The sequence below is a fragment of the Nocardia sp. NBC_01503 genome (genome assembly GCF_036327755.1).
Taxonomy (GTDB): domain Bacteria; phylum Actinomycetota; class Actinomycetes; order Mycobacteriales; family Mycobacteriaceae; genus Nocardia.
Genome location: NZ_CP109596.1, coordinates 357,860 through 377,477, shown reverse-complemented (window position 1 = coordinate 377,477; position 19,618 = coordinate 357,860). Strand labels below are relative to the sequence as shown.

General features: G+C 67.5%; 17 protein-coding genes. 9 read left to right on the top strand and 8 right to left on the bottom strand.

The window, feature by feature from the left end:
* Positions 1-180 precede the first annotated feature (180 nt).
* Positions 181-2,268 carry an NAD-dependent DNA ligase LigA gene (gene ligA, locus OHB26_RS01645; protein ID WP_330185456.1) on the top strand — a complete coding sequence of 696 codons (2,088 nt, stop codon included), beginning with the start codon at positions 181-183 and terminating at the stop codon, positions 2,266-2,268.
* Positions 2,269-2,373: 105 nt separating this feature from the next.
* Positions 2,374-2,871 (top strand): GNAT family N-acetyltransferase, encoded by a 498-nt coding sequence (locus OHB26_RS01640; RefSeq protein WP_330182461.1) that lies wholly within the window; start codon positions 2,374-2,376, stop codon positions 2,869-2,871.
* 277 nt (positions 2,872-3,148) lie between these two features.
* Here the strand turns inward: OHB26_RS01640 and OHB26_RS01635 are convergent, their stop codons facing one another.
* Entirely contained in the window at positions 3,149-3,553 is a 405-nt protein-coding gene (locus tag OHB26_RS01635) for a hypothetical protein (protein WP_330182460.1), read from the bottom strand.
* A 94-nt stretch (positions 3,554-3,647) separates the two neighbouring features.
* A complete protein-coding gene (locus OHB26_RS01630) occupies positions 3,648-4,298 on the bottom strand; it encodes an amino acid-binding protein (protein ID WP_330182459.1) in 651 nt (216 codons plus the stop codon).
* Between the two features lie 280 nt (positions 4,299-4,578).
* On the opposite strand from OHB26_RS01630, the gene gatC reads away from it, so the two are divergent.
* Together gatC and gatA are read left to right on the top strand one after the other, a co-directional pair.
* Positions 4,579-4,878 carry an Asp-tRNA(Asn)/Glu-tRNA(Gln) amidotransferase subunit GatC gene (gene gatC / locus OHB26_RS01625; protein ID WP_067569734.1) on the top strand — a complete coding sequence of 100 codons (300 nt, stop codon included), beginning with the start codon at positions 4,579-4,581 and terminating at the stop codon, positions 4,876-4,878.
* Complete coding sequence (gene gatA, locus OHB26_RS01620; protein WP_330182458.1) at positions 4,875-6,344, top strand: Asp-tRNA(Asn)/Glu-tRNA(Gln) amidotransferase subunit GatA; 1,470 nt, start codon at positions 4,875-4,877, stop codon at positions 6,342-6,344. The genes gatC and gatA overlap by 4 nt, the downstream gene beginning before the upstream one ends.
* A gap of 85 nt (positions 6,345-6,429) precedes the next feature.
* Here the strand turns inward: gatA and OHB26_RS01615 are convergent, their stop codons facing one another.
* Positions 6,430-7,857 carry an alpha/beta-hydrolase family protein gene (locus tag OHB26_RS01615; protein WP_330182457.1) on the bottom strand — a complete coding sequence of 476 codons (1,428 nt, stop codon included), beginning with the start codon at positions 7,855-7,857 and terminating at the stop codon, positions 6,430-6,432.
* Positions 7,854-8,654, bottom strand: a complete 801-nt coding sequence (locus OHB26_RS01610; protein WP_330182456.1) for a hypothetical protein — start codon at positions 8,652-8,654, stop codon at positions 7,854-7,856. The genes OHB26_RS01615 and OHB26_RS01610 overlap by 4 nt, the downstream gene beginning before the upstream one ends.
* Before the next feature lie 166 nt (positions 8,655-8,820).
* Between OHB26_RS01610 and OHB26_RS01605 the strand changes: the two genes are divergently transcribed.
* The 5 genes from OHB26_RS01605 (at position 8,821) to OHB26_RS01585 (ending at position 14,561) form a co-directional block, all read left to right on the top strand.
* On the top strand, positions 8,821-10,032 hold the full coding sequence (locus OHB26_RS01605) for a sensor histidine kinase (RefSeq protein WP_330182455.1): 1,212 nt from the start codon (positions 8,821-8,823) through the stop codon (positions 10,030-10,032).
* A 130-nt stretch (positions 10,033-10,162) separates the two neighbouring features.
* Positions 10,163-10,822: a response regulator gene (locus OHB26_RS01600; protein ID WP_067569741.1), complete on the top strand. Its 660-nt coding sequence runs from the start codon at positions 10,163-10,165 to the stop codon at positions 10,820-10,822.
* A gap of 73 nt (positions 10,823-10,895) precedes the next feature.
* Positions 10,896-13,247, top strand: coding sequence for a serine/threonine-protein kinase (locus tag OHB26_RS01595; RefSeq protein ID WP_330182454.1), 2,352 nt, complete (start codon positions 10,896-10,898; stop codon positions 13,245-13,247).
* 223 nt (positions 13,248-13,470) lie between these two features.
* The gene (locus tag OHB26_RS01590; protein ID WP_330182453.1) at positions 13,471-14,352 is read left to right on the top strand and encodes a helix-turn-helix domain-containing protein; all 882 of its coding nucleotides are present in this window, start codon (positions 13,471-13,473) and stop codon (positions 14,350-14,352) included.
* Entirely contained in the window at positions 14,349-14,561 is a 213-nt protein-coding gene (locus OHB26_RS01585; protein ID WP_330182452.1) for a DUF397 domain-containing protein, read from the top strand. The genes OHB26_RS01590 and OHB26_RS01585 overlap by 4 nt, the downstream gene beginning before the upstream one ends.
* Positions 14,562-14,693: 132 nt before the next feature.
* Here the strand turns inward: OHB26_RS01585 and OHB26_RS01580 are convergent, their stop codons facing one another.
* The 4 genes from OHB26_RS01580 to OHB26_RS01565 form a co-directional block, all read right to left on the bottom strand.
* Positions 14,694-15,725 (bottom strand): ATP-dependent 6-phosphofructokinase, encoded by a 1,032-nt coding sequence (locus tag OHB26_RS01580; protein ID WP_330182451.1) that lies wholly within the window; start codon positions 15,723-15,725, stop codon positions 14,694-14,696.
* A 69-nt stretch (positions 15,726-15,794) separates the two neighbouring features.
* Positions 15,795-16,673 carry a hypothetical protein gene (locus OHB26_RS01575; RefSeq protein WP_330182450.1) on the bottom strand — a complete coding sequence of 293 codons (879 nt, stop codon included), beginning with the start codon at positions 16,671-16,673 and terminating at the stop codon, positions 15,795-15,797.
* 111 nt (positions 16,674-16,784) lie between these two features.
* On the bottom strand, positions 16,785-17,609 hold the full coding sequence (locus OHB26_RS01570) for a hypothetical protein (protein WP_330182449.1): 825 nt from the start codon (positions 17,607-17,609) through the stop codon (positions 16,785-16,787).
* 121 nt (positions 17,610-17,730) lie between these two features.
* Positions 17,731-19,581: a serine/threonine-protein kinase gene (locus OHB26_RS01565; RefSeq protein WP_330182448.1), complete on the bottom strand. Its 1,851-nt coding sequence runs from the start codon at positions 19,579-19,581 to the stop codon at positions 17,731-17,733.
* Positions 19,582-19,618: the final 37 nt, after the last annotated feature.

The following is a 19,618-nucleotide window of genomic DNA, read 5'->3' as shown; positions in this document are numbered from 1 at the left end:
GTGCGCGAAATCGACCGCTTCGGCAATGTCCATACTTGCTGCGACCCGTCCCGGCGCGACGGTGTTCCGCGCCACGTGGCAATCGGCGGAGAATCCGTGCCAGACCGGCTCGACGTGCGGGAATGTCGTACGAAGGTGTCGGTGCGAGGCGCTAATGTGCCTGTTGTGAGCGAATCGGGCATGGAGATCAGCGCGGCGAGCGCGGAGCGGATCACCCCCGCGAGTGGGGACGAGCGGGTCGAGTGGGCGCGGCTGGCGGAGCAGGTGCGCGACCACCAATTCCGGTACTACGTGCGGGACGCGCCCATCATCACCGACGGTGAATTCGACGAGCTGTTCCAGCAACTGGTCGCCCTGGAGGAGGCGCATCCGGATCTACGCGCCCCCGACTCCCCGACCCAGTTGGTCGGCGGCGGATTCACCACCGAGTTCGCACCGGTCGATCACCTGGAGCGGATGTACTCACTGGACAATGTCTTCAACTTCGACGAGATGCGGGCGTGGATCACCCGCGTCGAGGTCGAGACCGGGGCCGATACGCACTTCGTCTGCGAGGTCAAGATCGATGGCGTCGCGTTGAACCTGGTCTACGAGGACGGCAAACTGGTGCGCGGCGCGACTCGCGGCGACGGCACCACCGGCGAGAACGTCACGCTCAATGCCCGCACCATCGACGATATTCCGCACGAGCTGATCGGCACCGACGAATTCCCGGTGCCCAAACTCCTCGAGGTGCGCGGTGAGGCGTATATGACCCTCGCCGATTTCGAGCGCCTCAACGCCACCATTGTCGCGGAAGGTAAAGAGCCGTACGCGAATCCGCGCAATACCGCCGCGGGCTCACTGCGGCAGAAGGATCCGGCCGTCACCGCCCGGCGGCGGCTGCGGATGATCTGCCACGGCTTCGGCCGCACCGACGGCTTCAGCGCCGGATCGCAGCATGAGGCGTATCGCGCGCTGGCGGCCTGGGGGCTGCCGGTCTCCGCGCATACCGTTCGGGTGCGGGGTATCGAGCCGGTATTGGATCGCATCGCCTACTGGGGTGAGCATCGGCACGATATCGAGCACGAGATCGACGGCCAGGTGATCAAGGTCGACGATTTCGCACTGCAACGCCGGCTCGGCGCGACCTCGCGCGCCCCGCGCTGGGCCATCGCCTACAAGTACCCGCCGGAGGAGGCCACCACCAAACTCCTCGATATCCAGGTGAATGTCGGTCGTACCGGCCGGGTTACGCCGTTCGCGGTCATGCAGCCGGTCACCGTGGCGGGCTCCACCGTGGCCATGGCGACCCTGCACAATGCCGCCGAGGTGGTGCGCAAGGGCGTGCTCATCGGCGATACCGTCACCATCCGCAAGGCCGGTGATGTGATTCCCGAGGTGCTCGGCCCGCTGGTGGACGCGCGCACCGGCGCCGAGCGCGCGTTCGTCATGCCGACGCACTGCCCCGAATGCGGTACCGAATTGGCTCCGGCCAAGGAGGGTGACGCCGATATCCGCTGCCCGAATCAGCAGCACTGCCCGGCGCAGTTGCGGGAGCGGGTATTCCACGTCGCCGGGCGCGGTGCGTTCGATATCGAGGCGCTGGGTTACGAGGCAGCCATCGATCTGCTCAAGTCCGGGGCCATCGAGGATGAGGGTGACCTGTTCGCCCTCGATGAGGACAAACTGCTCACCACAGCACTTTTCACGAATAAGAGCGGCACGCTGTCGCAGAACGGCAAGCGGCTGCTGCAGAATCTGGAGTCCGCCAAGGATCGCCCACTGTGGCGAGTCCTGGTGGCCCTGTCCATCCGGCACGTAGGTCCGACGGCCGCAAGGGCTTTGGCGTCCGCACTGGGGAGTATGGACAAGATCCAGAAAGCCACCGACGAGGAGCTGGCCGCGGTCGATGGCGTCGGCCCGACCATTGTCGTCGCGCTACAGGAGTGGTTCACGGTGCCGTGGCATCTCGACATCGTGGACAAGTGGCGGGCCGCGGGCGTCCGGATGGCGGATGAGCGCGACGAATCCATCGAGCGCAATCTCGAGGGCCTGTCCATCGTGGTCACCGGATCGCTACAGGACTTCACCCGCGACGGGGCCAAGGAGGCCATTCTGGTTCGCGGTGGCAAAGCGGCCAGTTCGGTCTCCAAGAAGACCGCCTTCGTGGTGATCGGTGATTCCCCCGGCTCCAAGGCGGACAAGGCCGAGGAACTCGGCGTGCGGATCCTCGACGAGGATGCCTTCAAACGCCTCCTCGAGGGCGGCCCCGACGCGGTGGCGTAATCGATCGGGAACCGGTGGCGGCATGGGACGGAATTTCGCGCCACCGGTTCCTGATGGTCGACTGTTCAATTGTGTTGGGGGCGTGGGAGTGAGGATGGAGTGGTGATGGGTGACTCGGCCGTGGTGATCAGGGATGTGGAGACCGAAGAGTACGCGGCAGTCGGCGCGCTGACCGTCGAGGTGTATGTGGGGGAGGGGCATGTGAACCCCGAAAGTCCCTATGTCGCGGAGCTCGCCGATACCGGCACCCGCGCAGCGAGCGCGGAGATCCTGGTGGCGGTGCACGACGGCGGGGTCGTCGGATCGGTGACGGTGGCGCGGCCGGGTACCCCGTTCGCCGATATCGCGCGGGATGGTGAGCTGGAATTCCGCATGCTGGTGGTGGGCAAGCAGGGTCGCGGGCTCGGTGTCGGTACCGCATTGGTGCGCAAGGTCATCGAGATCGCGCGGGCGGAGGGCTGGCAGGCGGTCGTATTGACCACCATGCCGACCATGCGAGACGCCCGGCGGCTCTATGACCGATTGGGATTCGTCCATGCGCCGGAACGGGATTGGAAGACGATGGCGGGCACGCCGCTGACAGTGATGCGCCTCCCGGTGTGAGCCCACCCTCGTCATCCCGGCGCGTTCTTGGCCGGGATCCACACCATCAGCTGATCCGCCGTTTCCGCGGATCCCGGCCAGAGGCATGCCGGGATGACGAGGATGCGCCGCCTCGGCGGGCCAGGTGAGGTTGCCGTCTATACAGAGACCGGCGGTGCGCCAGGTGGGTTCCGCGCCCCGCGCGTTTCGGCCTCGGCCACTCCAGCGCCGAAAGGTATTGCAGCGGTGGTCAATACGGCAACGGTCCGGGCGGCCCGGCGGGATGCGGTCCTGGCGGTCAGCACCAGCTCGCCTGGGCGCGGCAGACGGTCCAGCTGCCATCCGGATTCTCATTGGTGTTCCAGGTGGTGGGGTTGTCGTCACCGGGCATAGTGCGCTGGGGTTCGGTCGGGGTGGCCCGCATTTCGCGCAGATACTGCTGATGCTGGTTCCGCAGTAGGGGATTGGAATCGGTGTGGTGATAGCCGTTCGGATCGATGGCGTGCATCCCGGTGCCGCCCATATGCGGCGGTGCGGAACGGCCCGGGGCCGACGGAGTGTTGTCGCGGGCGCCGTCTTCGCGCGAAAGTGATTCGGCCGCAGCGGTTCCGGCGGTGATGGTGGCGGCTGCGGTGGCGCCGATCACCTGTGCCACGGTGAGGGATACGCGGCGCAGGGTCGAGGTGGATCGGTGGTACTGCATGGCGTCATTGCCTCTCAGTAGATCATCTACGTACTTGCACCGTAGATGATCTACTGAGCTGAATAGTAGACAGAACCTGAGAACCCTCGAAGAACTAGCCGAGCACGGTGGCGATTATTCCGGCCAGATATCCGAGTCGAGCGACCTCGGAAGGTCGGAAATCGGGTCCGCCCGGACGGCCCAGCAGTAGCGCCTTGCCGGTATTGCCCAGCGGTGCCGCGGCCAGTTTGGTGTCCATATCGCGCCACAGCTCCGGCACCCAATCGCCCTCGCCGTCGAGCGCGGCGGGCTTCTCGAGCGGCATCCACGGCGCCTCGGCCGCCTGCGTGGACGGCGCGCTCTGGCTGCCGACCACCCGGTACGCGCCCTGCGGGCCCATATCGATGACCGTGCTCCAGCCCACCCGCAGCACCCGGGGGACGCCGTCGACCAATACCTGCAACCGGTCGTCGCGTGCGTTGGCGACCTGATCGATGAGCTCGAGCTCGCGATGCGTGTCCAGCATGCCCGAGTACGGGCGGAGCGAATCCACCTGTACGTCGTGCAGCGACTCCGCCGCCGTGATGAGTGTGTCCGGAAGAGCGCCCGACGGTACCTCGACCACTATGTCGTCGATCGCGAAACCGTCACCGCGTTCGACGACATCCAGCGAGAGGATATCGGCGCCCACGGAACCCAGCGCGAGTGCGAGCGAACCGAGACTGCCTGGACGATCCGGAAGTTGCACGCGAAGCAGGTATGACACGTGCCTTCCTTTCGATTCCTGTGCGACCAGTGAAACTTTGGGACGGGTACCCGGGTCCCGCAATATTTACACCCTCGGCTCATGGTTATCGAATCGAAGCGAGGGGTGTGATCCGGGCCACTTACCGGTCGGTCACGTAATTGATGCGGAATTCTCCAACCACGGTATCGCGGGACGTGATTCGCCGCCGGGAGACACCTGTGACCGGCGCTCCGACACGCCCCGCTAGGCTGTCCGGAGTCGAATCACCACGCTCGAACCAGCCGAAAGGGGTCCCGCGGTGCCCGCCATCTCCAGGGACGAGGTCGCACATCTCGCCCGGTTGTCCCGGCTCGCTTTGACCGATGACGAACTCGATCTGTACGCCGGTCAGTTGGATTCCATCCTGACCCACGTCGCGCAGATTTCCGAGGTCGCCGCGGCCGATGTCCCCGCCACCGCTTCCCCGAACCCCGCGACCAATGTGACGCGCCCGGATGTGGAGCAGCCCTGCCTTACTCCGGAGGAGGCGCTTTCGGGCGCACCCGCCGTCGAGGAGCAGCGGTTCCTGGTTCCGCAGATTCTGGGAGAGGGCGAATGACAGACCTGACGAAGCTGAGCGCGTCCGCGCTGGCCGAGAAGATCCATGCCCGCGAGGTCTCCTCGGTCGAGGTGACCGAGGCGCATATCGCGCGCATCGCCGAGGTCGACGGTGAGATCAACGCCTTCCTGCACGTCGCCGGTGAGCAGGCGCTGCTGACCGCCGCCGAGGTCGATCGCGAGATCGCCGCGGGTAAGACCGCCTCGGCGCTGGCGGGTGTTCCGTTGGCGCTCAAGGACGTTTTCACCACCACCGATATGCCGACCACCTGCGGGTCGAAAATTCTCGAGGGCTGGACCGCGCCGTACGACGCGACCGTCACCGCACGACTGCGCGCGGCCGGCATCCCGATTCTCGGCAAGACCAATATGGACGAGTTCGCCATGGGCTCCTCCACCGAGAACTCCGCGTACGGGCCGACCCGAAACCCGTGGGATACCACCAGGATTCCGGGCGGCTCCGGCGGTGGCTCGGCGGCGGCGCTGGCCTCGTACCAGGCTCCCCTCGCGATCGGCACCGATACCGGTGGCTCGATCCGGCAGCCCGCCGCGGTCACCGCGACCGTCGGCACCAAGCCCACCTACGGCACCGTCTCCCGATACGGCCTGGTCGCGTGCGCGTCATCGCTGGATCAGGGTGGGCCGTGCGGGCGCACCGTGCTCGATACCGCGCTGCTGCACGAGGTCATCGCCGGGTACGACCCGCGCGACTCCACCTCGCGCAATGTGCCGGTGCCGCCGGTGGTCGCCGCCGCGCGCGAAGGCGCCAAGGGTGATCTGTCCGGTGTGAAGGTCGGTGTGGTCAAGGAGCTGCACTCGGACTCCTATCAGCCCGGTGTCATCTCCTCCTTCGACGCCGCGGTCGCGCAGCTGAAGGATCTGGGCGCCGAGGTGATCGAGGTGTCCTGCCCGAACTTCGAGTACGCGCTCGCGGCCTACTACCTCATCCTGCCGTCGGAGGTGTCGTCGAACCTGGCGCGCTTCGACTCCATGCGGTACGGCATGCGCGTCGGCGACGACGGTACGCACAGCGCGGATCAGGTCATGTCGCTCAGCCGGGCGGCCGGGTTCGGCCCGGAGGTCAAGCGGCGCATCATGATCGGCACCTACGCGCTGTCGTCGGGCTACTACGAGGCCTACTACGGTCAGGCGCTCAAGGTGCGCACGCTCATCGCGCGCGACTTCGACAAGGCGTACGAGTCGGTGGACGTGCTGGTCTCGCCGACCAGTCCGTTCACGCCGTGGAAGCTGGGCGAGAAGGTCAACGACCCACTGGCCATGTATCTTTCGGACCTGTGCACGCTGCCCACCAACCTGGCCGGGCACTGCGGTATGTCGGTGCCGTCCGGGCTGAGCGCGGACGACGGGCTGCCCGTCGGCCTGCAGATCATGGCCCCGGCGCTGGCCGACGACCGGCTGTACCGGGTCGGCGCGGCCTATGAGGCGGCCCGCGGCGATATCGCCTGACGGCTCTGATCGCGTAGTGCGGTAAGCGAATTCGGCTCCCGGCTGACAATGTCAGCCGGGAGCCTTCGTGTGCCGGTACCGCTGTTCAGCAGGTGCCCAGCGCGGTGCCCTGATCGACGCCGTAGCGGTGGCCGTGACCGGAGGGCGCGTCCAAGGCGCCGAGCAGGTCGAGGCTGGTCTGCAGGAAGCTCACCACCGGAAGCCACCGGGGGACAGGGGCATCCGGGCGGGTGCCGGTGAGATTCGGGGGACTCCACAGCAGCGACGGTGACCAGTGCACCACCGGGTCGGAGGCATTCGCGAGCACCGTCGCGCCGGCGCGATGCACGTCGTTCGCCGGAGGTCCCGCCCAGAGCGCCGCGCAGGTGCGGCGGTCCTGGTCGGCGTCATCGGCGAAGATGGCGTTGCCGCCCAGTGCCCCGAGGCTCTGGCCGTAGAGGTACAGCTTCGGCCTGTGCGGGAGTGTCGAAACGCGTTGCTCCACAGCGGTGAAGAGGGCTCGCGCCGACTCCTCGGCGGCGCTGCGGCCGAAGACGAAGGTGGCCCAGCTGGGTGCGTTCGAATACTGCAATCCGACCAGGGCGACATCGCCGTCGAAGCGTCGATCCAGGCCGGCGGCGGCCTCACCGTCGATCCAGCCCGATCCGGTGGGGACGGTCACCACCAGGTTCGCGCGCTGTAATCCACCGGAGCGCTCCAACTCCTGAATCGCCAGTGCCACACGGGCGTTCACATCCGGTGCCGAGTTCAACCCGATGTAGACCCGCACGCCCTGTGCGGGTTGGCCCGCCACGAATTTGCGGCCCTGCGCGCCCAGTGAGGACCAACTGGCCGCCGATACCGGACTCCCCGACCGGCCCGGCGAAACCGGCTGCTGCAGAGTGGGATCCACGTAGGCGTTCGCGGCCGCGTACGACTCCTTGCGCCAATCCACCACGGTGGGCACCAGCACGGCCTGCGTCGCGACTGCGATCATGGCCAGCAGCAGCGCACTCCGCAGCCGCCCGAGTCGCCGCACCACCCGGCGAATTCCGAGGCATCCGCAGATAACCGCTCCGACGATCAGCGCCGTCCACACGCCCCACAGCAACCAGTACGCGGGCCCCACCTGAGCTACACCCATGGCCCCTCGCAGCCGGTTCTGCCAATGCTCGGCCTGTGCCACCGCGACCGCCACCGCGGGGACAGCCAGCGCGAGTACCGGAACCCGCGATCGTCTCCGGATCGACCCGTCGCCGAATCCCATCCGGCGCAGAGCGATACGCCCCAGCCCCACCACTCCGAGCCCGAGGAGAACCAGCAACGCCGTCAGAATCGCCTGTGCCGTAGGAGTTCGCGGCAGCAATCCCGGGGCCAGCGATGCCAGCACTCCGAACAGCACCCCGAGCGTGGTCCCGACCCGCGGCGCGCGTATCCGCAGGCGTGCGCCGATGGATCGATTCGCCCGCGAATCATGCACTGCCGCACCGGGAGAGTTCGTCGTCGTGGGTCTGGCCCGATCGATGATGCTCACAGCGCCACCGCCCGTGGGGTAGTGATCCGAACGTCGGACAGGGAGCGCAGTGCGCGTGCTCGCCGGGCGAAGAAGCCTGCGGTGGCGGCGAATACGGCGGCCGGCAGGCCGAAGGCGGCGTAGCGCACGATCGGCGAGGGCGAGCCGTCGAAGGCGGCCTCGTGCACCGGAACGCCGTAGTCCTGGCGAATGGAGTTCAAATCCACGAAGGTGGCGGCGACCCCGGCCATGAACTCGCAACCCGCCCGATCCAGCGCATCGCCGCGGGCGAGGCAGGAGGCGTGCATGCGCTCATCCAGCGCCGCATCCACCGCCTGCCGAGCCCACGGCCCCAGCGCCTGCCCGTGGCTGTCGGCATAGCGGAGCATGTCGTACCCGAGATCATGTGCCTTGCAAGCGATATCGAACTCGCGTGGGAGTGGAACCGGAGAAGAGCAGTCCCCGCCGGGATTCACCAGCATGCCCGCCTCCACCACCGGCCGATATCCGGCCTCGGTGACGAAATCCTCCGCAATAGCGTTCGGATCCGGATGCGCGGCAGTGGATTCCAGGATTCCGACCCGTGCGGCGGCATTCTCCGAGATCACCGGCGGTGCCGCGGATGCTCCGGCGGACGGTGCGAAGGCGACCGCGACGGAGAACAGTACGGTCGCCGCACCGGCGAGCATTGCGGAGCGGCGCACCGGACCGGCGGCTTCGGAGCGGGGGAGTCGGCCGGGGCGGCGCTGCGGGATGGAGCTGACTGCGGGCTGCGGTTCCGGGGTCGGAGTGCCCGGGTGGGACGGGAACGCTCTCATGGGGACGACGTTAGGAATTGGGCCCTGACCGGGGCTTCACGCTGCGGGGGTGTTCCGGGATGGGCGGGGTGGGGGAGCCCGGGGCGCGGCCCGTACCGGGGTAGGGGGTGCAAGATCGATCGAGGGTATGAGGTGTGCGGCCCGCGCGACCTCTACCGTCGATGGCATGGTCGGTACTTTGGCGAAGCGGGCACTCTCGGCGAGAGCGCGGCAGTGGTTCGACGGCATCACGGTGCTGGTCGCACTCATATTCATCGCGGTGGCGTGGCCGACCCTGCATCTCACCCATGCGGTACCGGCGGCCGCGCAGCCCTTCATCGCGGGGTTCGCGGCGTTCCCCATCCTGCTGGTGCGGGTGAATCCGGCGCTGGGATGGGCGGTTTCGGCCGGATCGGCGCTGCTCATCTCGCTGGCGGTACCGCATACACCCGGTAACACGCTGCCCTTCCAGGTCGTGCACATACTGTCGCTGTTCGCGCTGGTGTTCGCGGTGGCGGTGCGCGCGCCCATTCAGATCGTCGGGGTGGCGTGGGTGGCGACCTCGCTGCTGATGGCCACCACCATGGCGCAGACCGGGGACAGTTTCGCCGAAGCCGGACTCGGCTGGCCGATAGCCATTACCGGGCTGGTCGTACTCGGACTCCTGGTGCGCTGGGTGGTGGTCTCCCGCCAGCAGCTGCTCAAGCAGGAGGAGGAGACCGAGCTGGAGCGGGCGCGGCGCGCGATCCTGGAGGAGAAGGCGCGCATCGCCCGCGATCTGCACGATGTGGTCGCACATCACATGTCGATGGTGGTGGTGCAGGCGCAGACCGCGCCGTATCGCATCGACGGCCTGTCCGCCGAGGCCAAGGAGGAGTTCGAATCCATCGGCTCGGGTGCACGCTCGGCGCTCAACGAGATTCGCGGGCTGCTGGGGGTGCTGCGCAGTGACGGGCAGCTGCCCGAGCATGCCCCGCAACCCACCGCGACCGATGTGCTCGGCCTGCTCGAGGGCGCTCGCCGCGCGGGCGTACCACTCACCTGGACCATCGACGGGAATCTGGACGCGGTGCCGGAGACGACCGGCCTCGCGCTGTACCGCATCGTGCAGGAATCCCTCGCCAATGCCTCGCGGCATGCGCCCGGCGCGCCGGTGTGGGTGCGCATTGCCAGTGCCGCCGCGCTGAATCTGTCTGTCGCCAATGACCGTCCGCTCGGTCCGGCGCACACCGATCATGTCGGTGGCAGCGGGATCGCGGGGATGCAGTCCCGTGCGGCCTCGGTCGGCGGCAATCTCACCGCCGCGCCCCGCCCCGACGGTGGCTTCGAGGTCCGTGCCGAATTGCCGCTGACGCTCGGCGCGGACGCCATGCACGCCACGCTCGGCTCCGGGATCTGATCCGATGCCCGTGCCCTCGGTTGTCATAACCGAGGGGCATTTCCGCGTGTTGGGGTGCGAAGGTGATGCGACCGAGGCTCTCGTGTGGTTGACGTGGCAAACTCGGTTGGGTGCGTGAGGTGGTGGGACTGTGGCGATAACGGTGTTGATCGCCGACGATCAGGCGATGGTGCGAGCCGGATTCGGCGCGCTGCTCGCGGCGCAACCGGATATCAGCGTGGTGGGTGACGCGCCCGACGGCAAAACCGCTGTGGCGGAGGCGAAACGGCTCCGCCCGGATGTGGTGCTCATGGATGTGCGCATGCCCGAGATGAATGGTCTGGACGCGGCGCGGGCGATTCTCTCCGCCGGGTTCGATCCGCCGGTGCGGGTGCTCATGCTCACCACCTTCGATATCGACGACTACGTGTACGAGGCGCTCGGGATCGGGGCCAGCGGCTTCCTGCTCAAGGACGCGCCCGCCGAGGAGTTGGTGCGCGCGGTGCGCGTGGTCGCCGCCGGTGACGCGCTACTCGCGCCGACCGTCACGCGCAGGCTCATCGCCGATGTGACCAAGCGGCGCAACAGGCGTGCGCCCGCACCCGCGCTGGGGGTGCTCACCCCGCGCGAACGCGAGGTGCTGGAGCTGGTCGCGCGCGGGCTCTCCAATGCCGAGATCGCCGACAATCTCTTCGTGGCGGAGCAGACCGTGAAGACCCATGTCTCCAAGGTTTTCGCCAAACTGAATCTGCGGGATCGCGCGCAGGCGGTGGTGCTGGCCTATGAGTCCGGCCTGGTGACGCCGGGCTGAAATCCAGCCGGTCGGCCAGCGTTTCGCGCTGTAAGCTCCAGGACTCGTACGTCACCGGAAGGGGGTCGTCGCGGTGTTGAACAACGGTGACGTGTTCGCCGGTTTCACCATTGAGCGACTGCTCGGACAGGGCGGGATGGGATCGGTGTATCTCGCCCGCCATCCCCGGCTGGGGCGGCTCACCGCGCTCAAGCTGTTGAATCGGGAACTCTTCGCCGACAGGGAGATTCGCGCGCGTTTCGAACGTGAGGCGGATCTGGTCGCACAGCTCGATCACCCCAATATCGTCGAGGTGTACGACCGCGGCAGCGAGGATGAGCAGCTGTGGATCTCCATGCAGTACATCGACGGTGTCGATGCCGCCGGAGTGAACGTCACCCAACTCCCGCCCGAACGCGCCGTCCAGATCATCGAGGGCGTGGCCGAGGCCCTGGACTACGCGCATACCCGCGGCGTCCTGCACCGGGATGTGAAGCCCGCCAACATTATTCTGGCCCGCGCCGTCGCCGGTCACGGTGAACGCGTCTTTCTCACCGATTTCGGTATCGCCCGCCTGCGCGAGGACTCCACCCATCTCACCCAGCGCGGTATGTTCACCGCCACCCTGGCGTACGCCTCGCCGGAACAGATGACCGGCGCCCATCTGGACCACACCACCGACCAGTACTCGCTGGCCTGTGCCCTGTACTGGCTGCTTATTGGCGCGGGTCCGTACGACTCTCCCCACCCCGCCGAACTCATTCGCGGTCACCTCCAACTCCTCCCGCCGCCGGTGAGCCTGCGCCGCCCGGGACTCACCCAAGCCATGGACGCCGTCCTCACCAAGGCCATGGCCAAACGCCCGGTGGATCGCTTCCCCTCCTGCGCCGACTTCGCCAAAGCCGCCCGCCGAGCCCTCACCTCGGGCCCCGTCCCCTACCCCGCCGCCGCGCCGTACACCGTCGCCCCACCCACCTACGGCGCCCCGCCCGCGGCCGCCTACCCCGCCGCGCCACCGGCCTATCCGCCGCAGGCGCCGAACTACCCGCCCGGCCAACCGGCCCCCGCTCCGGGTTACGCACCGGCCCAGCAGGCGCCCGGTGGCGCATCGGTTCCGGCTCCGGGCTATTCGCCTGCCCAGCCGGGTGCGGCCGCGCCGATGCCATCGCCCGGCTTCCCGGCCGCCCCGCAGGGCTATCCCGCCGCCCCGCCCAATTATCCGGCTCCCCAACAGCACCCGGCCGCACAACAACCGGGGCAGATGCCTCCGGGCCCGGCGGCCTCGGGATACGTAGGCGCGCCGCAGTCTCCGAACGCGCCGCAGCCGATCCCGGCACCGCCCGCCGGATCGCCCGCCCCGGCGAACCCTGAAGCGCCACTGGACGATTCCGCCTACCGCCCAACCGATTCGTTCCCCACCCGCCGAGTCCCGTCGGGCACCTCCGAGGGGAATCCCGCCGACCCCACCTCCACGGACTCCGGCACGCCGGGTGATGAGCAATCACCCCCTCCGCCAGCCCCACCCGCGATTTCGGAAGAGCCCTCGGGGGATGCGCCACGCCAACTGACCGCGCTGCCGCACGAACCAGACGCCGACGAGAACGCGTCCCGGCAAACCGACTCCTTCCCGACCCATCGGGCGCCTGCCGAGGATATGGCAGCTGATTCCACTGCCGGGGAAGAGGATTCGGCGCCATCTGGGACCGGCCCCGCAGCAGCCTCGGCTGTCGAAGCGCCATCGAAACGGCGCAAGCGGAAGGCCTCGCGTAAATCGGAGGCGATGAACCCTGCCGTCGCTCCCGAGAACGAAGCGCCGGACAATGACGCGCCGCCACCGGCTACAGCGGAGCAGACTCCGCCGCCGGTGGCCGCGTCCGATCCGATAGCGCAGGACGACTCGGCCGCGCGGGCCGACACCGAATCCGCCCGGATCGCCGGAGCATCCGATAGCGCGCCCTCGGAGGACGGCGACGCGGCAGAGCCTCGTGCCGAAGCGGGCTATCCCGGTGCGGGGCTTCGCAATCCGGAGTCCGGCGCGTTCGTTCCCTCGGCGGAGCCCGGTGCCGCGAGTCCTGCGAAACGCGGTGCCGACAGTGTGTGGTCGCGCGAGGGCTCGAAACCCCGGGAAGCCGATGACGAACCGTCCCCCACGGCTCAGGCCGCCGAGACCCCTTCCGCCGCCGCCCAACCGCCCATCGAGCCCCAACCCGGTGCGGCTCAGACCGCCGCAGCACCACCCGTCGGCGCGATACCGGTAGGGCCGCATCCCGGCGGTCCGCCACCCGGCCAGTTCGGCCCGGCCGGATATCCGGTCAATTCGCCTCCATCACAGCAGATTCCGGCGGGAGTCGGGCGCTCACAGGTCACCGCCCTGGTGGTGCTCGGCCTGGCCGTGCTGGCCCTGCTGTTGATGCTCGCCCTCGTGGTGGTGCAGGTGGCGGGCTGAGGATCGCCGCGAAGTTATGGTGCGCCCGGCTCGGGGACGAGTGGGTCCGAAATCAGGGCTCCGGCTCTCGCCGGGCGCGAGTCAAGTTCAGCATCGGCGGGTGCGGGCGGGCAATGTAATTCGGGTGTCGCGGGAAAGTTTCCGAAACCTCCAGGTCGCCATTCATTGTGCGTGGGAGCATCGTTCACAGTGACCGAAAACCGCCTTCGCGGGGGGAGACTCGATGTCCGAGCATGGTTCTACGCTGCCGCGCCGCCAACTGGGGCGATACCTGCGCGAGGGGCGAATGCAATGCAATATGACCATTGCCGAGGCGGCCTCGATGATGGAGTGGAGCGAGTCGAAACTACAGCGTTTGGAGACCGGTAACGCGGAAAAGATTCGCGTACTGGACATTCGGGAGTTATGCCGCATCTATGACTTCGATGACGAGTTCAGCACCGCCGTGGTGGGGCTGGCACAACAGGCCAGTGTCAAGTCCTGGTGGCATGAGTACGACGATCTCATTCCCGAGGGTTTCAATGTGTATGTCGGACTGGAGGCCTCGGCCCGCGGCCTCATTTCCTATCAACCCGATCTGGTCCCCGGACTGCTGCAGACCACCGACTACGCCCGCGTCCTGATCAGTGATTACTGGCCGGATGCTGCGCGCGATGAGATCGACCGCAGAGTCCAGTTGAAGATCCGCCGACAGTCCCTTTTGACCAGAAAACGCAGCCCCGCGACCTTCGACGTAATCGTCCACGAAACGGCATTACACCGGGTCGTAGGCAGTCCGAGGATCATGTCCGCACAACTGCGACGCGTCGCGGACATGTCGACACTCCCGACGATCGCTGTGCGTGTACTACCCTTCTCCGCGGGCGTCCCTATCGGGCATACCGTGGGGCCGTTCGTGATTCTGGATTTCGGCCGGGACAGCGGAAATCGACCGGTCGAACCCACCGTGGTGTACCTGGAGAATTTCCTCGGCGACCTCTACCTGGAGAAGCAGGCCTCGGTCGACCGATATCGCCAGGCGTACCAGGCTCTCCAGCACTCGGCGCTGGACGAGACCAGCAGTAGGGATCTCTTGCGCAAGGCAGCGAAGGAGTACGCGACGTGACCGTCGAACCGACCGCCAGGTGGTTCAAGAGCGCCCGCAGTACCGGGGCGAAGGAGTGCGTGGAGATCGCATTCCTGGAAAAGGGTGTGGGAGTACGCGATAGCAAGCATCCGGCCGGGCCCGAATTGTTTTTCGGCCCGGCCGAATGGGACAGGTTCACCTCCGCGGTACAGCAGGGGCGTTTCAATTTGTCGGATGGTACCGACTGATTTCGCAGGGGTTCGGGGTAACTCCCCGGGTACGCCCAAAATCGGTGTCACACCCCACCGCTGCTACGCGTCCCCAACGGTCAACGGCACCCAGCCGTGCGCCAAAGACGCGGAGAGGCGGTACTGCACACCTCACCCGAAGAATGCGGCGGCCTCGCGGTAGCGGTCCTGCGGAACGAGTTTGAGCTGCTTGGTCGCCTCGGCCAATGGCACCAGATCGATTTCGGTGCCGTGCAGCGCCACCATTTGCCCGAAATTACCGGCGTGCACGGCTTCCGCGGCGTGCACGCCGAAACGGGTCGCCAGTACGCGGTCGTACGGGGTCGGCGTGCCACCGCGCTGCACATGCCCCAGCACGGTCACCCGGACCTCCTTACCGATGCGCCGCTCGATCTCCGGCGCGAGCTGCTGCGCCACCCCGGTGAATCGCACATGCCCGAATTCGTCGATACCGCCGTCGCGCAGCGAGAAGGAGTCCGGAGCGGGCTTGGCGCCCTCGGCGACCACGCAGATGAAGTGCGAATCCCCGCGCTGGAAGCGCCGTTTCACCATGGCGCAGACCTCGTCCACATCGAACGGCACCTCGGGGACCAGTGTCAGATGCGCCCCGGAGGCCATACCGGAGTTGATGGCGATCCAGCCCGCGTGCCGCCCCATCACCTCGACCAGCATGACGCGCTGATGCGATTCCGCGGTGGTGTGCAGCCGGTCGATGGCCTCGGTGGCCACGGCGATGGCGGTGTCATGCCCGAAAGTGGTATCGGTGCAGTCGATATCGTTGTCGATGGTCTTGGGCACGCCGACCACCGGCACGCCCTCCTCGGCGAGCCAGCTGGCCGCGGTGAGCGTGCCCTCGCCGCCGATCGGGATCAGCGCGTCGATGCCATTGTCGTCCAGGGTCTGTTTGATGCGCGGCAGTCCGGCGCGCAGCACATCCGGATTGGTGCGTGCGGTGCCCAGGATGGTGCCGCCCTTGGTGAGCAGCCGGTCGGTGCGGTCGTTGTTGAGGATTTGGATCTTGCGATCCTCGAGTAGCCCGCGCCACCCGTCCTGGAAGCCGACGATCGCGTCGCCCCAGCGGCCGTTCGCAGTGCGAACGACGGCTCGGATGACCGCGTTCAGTCCAGGGCAGTCTCCGCCTCCGGTCAAGACTCCGATGCGCATGCGCCCTATCTTGCCCCGAGTCGAGGTCGCCGTGGGGCGCGCCCCCGTGAACAGCTGGTCAAGAGTTGCTCAGCAGGCGCCGCCGCGCAATTCGCCCAGGTGTTTCTCGATCAGATCGGAGATCTTGGTGAGAATGGTGGTGCCTTCGTCGAAGGAGCCCGAAGTGGGCTGTGCGGCAATCGCGATGGCCACGTCTCCACCCTCGACCGGTAGTACTCCGAACTGCCGGACCAGGTAGTTGCCGCTCGGATCCGGTCCCCAGCCGCCCTTGAACTGCGCACCGGTGAGGGTGCCCAGCCCCCAGCGCTGGCCGTAGGCGATCTTGCCCATCAGCGAGGTGACCGAATCCGCCTGCGGCAGACAGGGCAGATGCGCCGCGAAGATCAATTGATCGGCGATGCTCCACTCGGCCTGGCCGAAGGCCGAGTACTCCGCGCGCGCCCGCTGCGCCGGCACTTTGGTGTCATTGTCCCCACCCTCGCGCAGTACGCCCTGTACGGCCTGTGCGGCCGCAACCGGCGTGCCCAGGGACTGCCAGAGCGTATCGGCGGCGGAGTTGTCGGAGTTGGTGATCGCCGAGGTGGCGGCGCTGGTGTAGCCGGGATTCGCGCGTAGTGCCGCCAGTGCCAGCGGCACCTTGATGGACGACCAGGCGGGGCCGCCACTCCAATTACCCAGTGCCACCACACGATCGCTGCCCACCGGCATGATCGCCAGCGCCACTTCGCCTTTCAGCGTCGGCTGTAGCTCATGCTCGAATTCCCATGCGAGCGTTCCCGGCATGGTCGCGGTGAGCGTCTGCGCGGGTGCCGCCGGACCGGCCGCCGCGGTGGTGGCGTCGGGTACGAGCACCGGCTTGCTGGTGCATCCGGTCGTCACCAGCAGTGCTGCCGCACAACAGCTCGCGATTCCAGCGATGCGTCTGCGCAGCGAATACGGTGCGTCCACCCGGTACCTCCATCGTCTCCGGTGAGTCCCTGTTTCCTAGCGGACTCACCGGTATGCGTCAATCTCGAAGGATTGCGATGCGGCTCGGGGGATTACGATCGGTGCGGCTCGCTAGTGCGAGCAGAGCCCACCGTGTAGGTCCGGCAGGTGATCGCCGAGCAGCAGCGCCATCTTGTCCATCATGTCGGTGGCGTCTTCGAAAGTGCCGGAGGTCGGTTCGGCCGCGAGCGCGACCGCGACCGGTCCGGCCAGGGTCGGAATCAGGCCGAACTGACGCACGGTGTAGTCGCCGGTATCGTCGTCCGGTCCCCAGCCGCCCTTGAACTCCGCGCCGATCAACCGGCCCAGGCCCCAGCTCTGGCTCGGGGTGATCTCACTCATCAGGGAGACAACCGAATTCGCGCGTGGCAGGCACGGCAGTTTCGAGGCGAAGCGCACCTGATCGGCGAGTGACCAGTCGGTCGCGCCGAAGGCCAGCAGATCATCCGAGCCGAGGGTGGCGAGCCGGGTGTGCCGGGCCGCCACATCGGTGATGGTGTCCCCGGCCTCGCGCAGGATCGCCTCGACCGCCGCGGCGGCCTGTGAGCCATTGCCGAGGGAGGTCCAAAGCGATTGCGCCGCATTATTATCGGAGAAGGTGATGGCGGCCTCGGCGAGATCGCGCAACCCGTCCGGATCGCGGCGCATGGCGGCCAGCGCGATCGGTACCTTGATGGTGGACCAGGCGATACCTGTGGTCCAGTTGCCCAGTACTGTCATATCGCCGCCGCCGACCGGCATGACCGCGAGTCCTACGCGGCCGTCCAGTCCGGATTGCAGGTCGGCGAAATCCGCTGCGAACGTAATGGATTTCGGCAGGCCGAACAGATCGGGCAGATCCGGCGCGATCATCGACATGGTCGGCGCGCCGTCTGCCACATCGGCAGGCCCGGTCACTACGGGAGCCTCCGGGACCGGGGTATCCGCGGAGCTCACATGCATCGCGCACGCCGAGATCGCCAACAGGGTCGCGAAAGACAAACACCGAGCAATGGCCTTACGACAGGCCGGAATTGGGTCAGTAGACATACACCACCGCGTTCTCGCCACCGATGCAGGTGACCAATTTGCCTGTCGCCGTGCAGTTCATCGTGTATGCCCGGTTTGTTACCGGGCTTACCACCACCACACTACTTGCCGTTCCCGGTTTTCCCGTAGTCGCGTCGGCATACGACCGGCGTACCTCCTCCGCGAAAGGGCAACTGGTAACGGCGGATCCGGTCGCCGAACCGGTGTAGCCGTTGAGCGCCGGGTACACCAGCTGGCACGGCGAGGCGCCCGCCGGTAGCTGGACCGTGGTCTGTGCCGGGGTACTGGTCACCGGATTCCTCGGCTGCGACAACGGCACGGTGAAGCTCGGATTGTCCTGCGCCACGGTCACACTCGGTGCTTCGTTGCGGGAGCGATCCAGGACTTGCCAGCCCACCGCACCGGCGATGGCCGCGATGGCGACCACCAGCACGCCGATCGAGATCGGCACCGCCACGGATCCGCGCCGTGAACGCCGGTGCGGGGGCCGCGGCTCCGGATCGATGCGCGGATGCTCCGAGGTCGGGTACAGCGACGGATCGGGCGTTGGCGCATATGGGAAATCCTGCTGCTGCGCATGCCCCCATACCTGCTGGCGACTCTGATCCTGTGCGCTCTGCGGCAGCGGGCTGTAGTGGAAGTCGCTGACCCGCACCACGGTCGGATCGGTCGGCACGATGATCGGCAGATCCGAGGTGCCGGGGCCCTCGGCGGGCTCCTCGCGCGGGAACGAGCCGGTGACATAGGCCCGGAGCTGACCGGTATTCGGTTGCACCACTGTCGGATCCGAGCTCTGCACGGGCATGACGGTGGTGGGCGCACCCGGCGGCACCGGACGTCCGGGCAGCGGTGTACCCGAGGGCGGCATACCGGGCGGTTGGATCACGGGCTGCGGCATTCCGGGCGGCATCGGACCCGACGCCGCGGGTGCGAGTGTCCCCGGCGCGGCAGGCGGTACGGTCCGGCCCGGCTGCAGGAACTCCGTCGGCGCCGCACCCACCGGCCCGCCCGCCAGGGCAGTCCGTGCGGCCCTGGCGAACTCGCCCGCCGTCAGGTACCGGCTGTTGGGATCCTTGGCCAGCGCACGCCCCACCACCGCGTCCAGCGCGGGCGGAATCCCGGCGCGCTGCAGACTCGGCTGCGGCGCGGGATCGGACAGGTGCGCACGCACCAGCACGCTCATATTCTGCGCGGGGAAGGGTCGATTGCCCGTAAGGCATTCGTGCAGAACACATCCCAGCGAGTACAGATCCGCGCGTCCGGTCACCGGACCGGAGTCGTCGAACCGCTCGGGGGCCATGTACGCGTACGAGCCGACGGCCGTACCCGCCATGGTGATGGTGGTGTCGCCCTCCGCGCGCGCGATACCGAAATCCGCCAGATATGCGAAATCCGCATCAGTCACGAGAATATTGGCGGGTTTCACATCCCGGTGAACGAGACCCGAGTAGTGCGCGGCATCGAGCGCCGCGGCGATCTGCTCGATGATCCCGACCGCGCGCAGCGGCGACATCGGCCCCTGCGCGTCCAGCAGACTGCGCAGATCCTGCCCGCGCACCAGCCGCATATCGATATACAGCTGCTCGTCGATCTCACCCCAGTCGTGGATCGGGATGATGTGCGGTTCGGCAAGGCGCGCCGCCGCCTGCGATTCGCGGCGGAAACGTTCCTGGTAGGAGGGGTCTTTCGCGAGTTCGACGGGTAGCAGTTTGAGCGCCACGACCCGATCCTTGGAGGTGTCGTAGGCCTCGTAGACCTCACCCATGCCGCCCCGGCCCAGCAGTGAGCGCAACTCGTACGGTCCGAACCTGCCGCCGGACCGCGAAGGCGGTGCATCCACCCCGTCAAACCTCCAACCTCATCAGGTGAGGATGCGA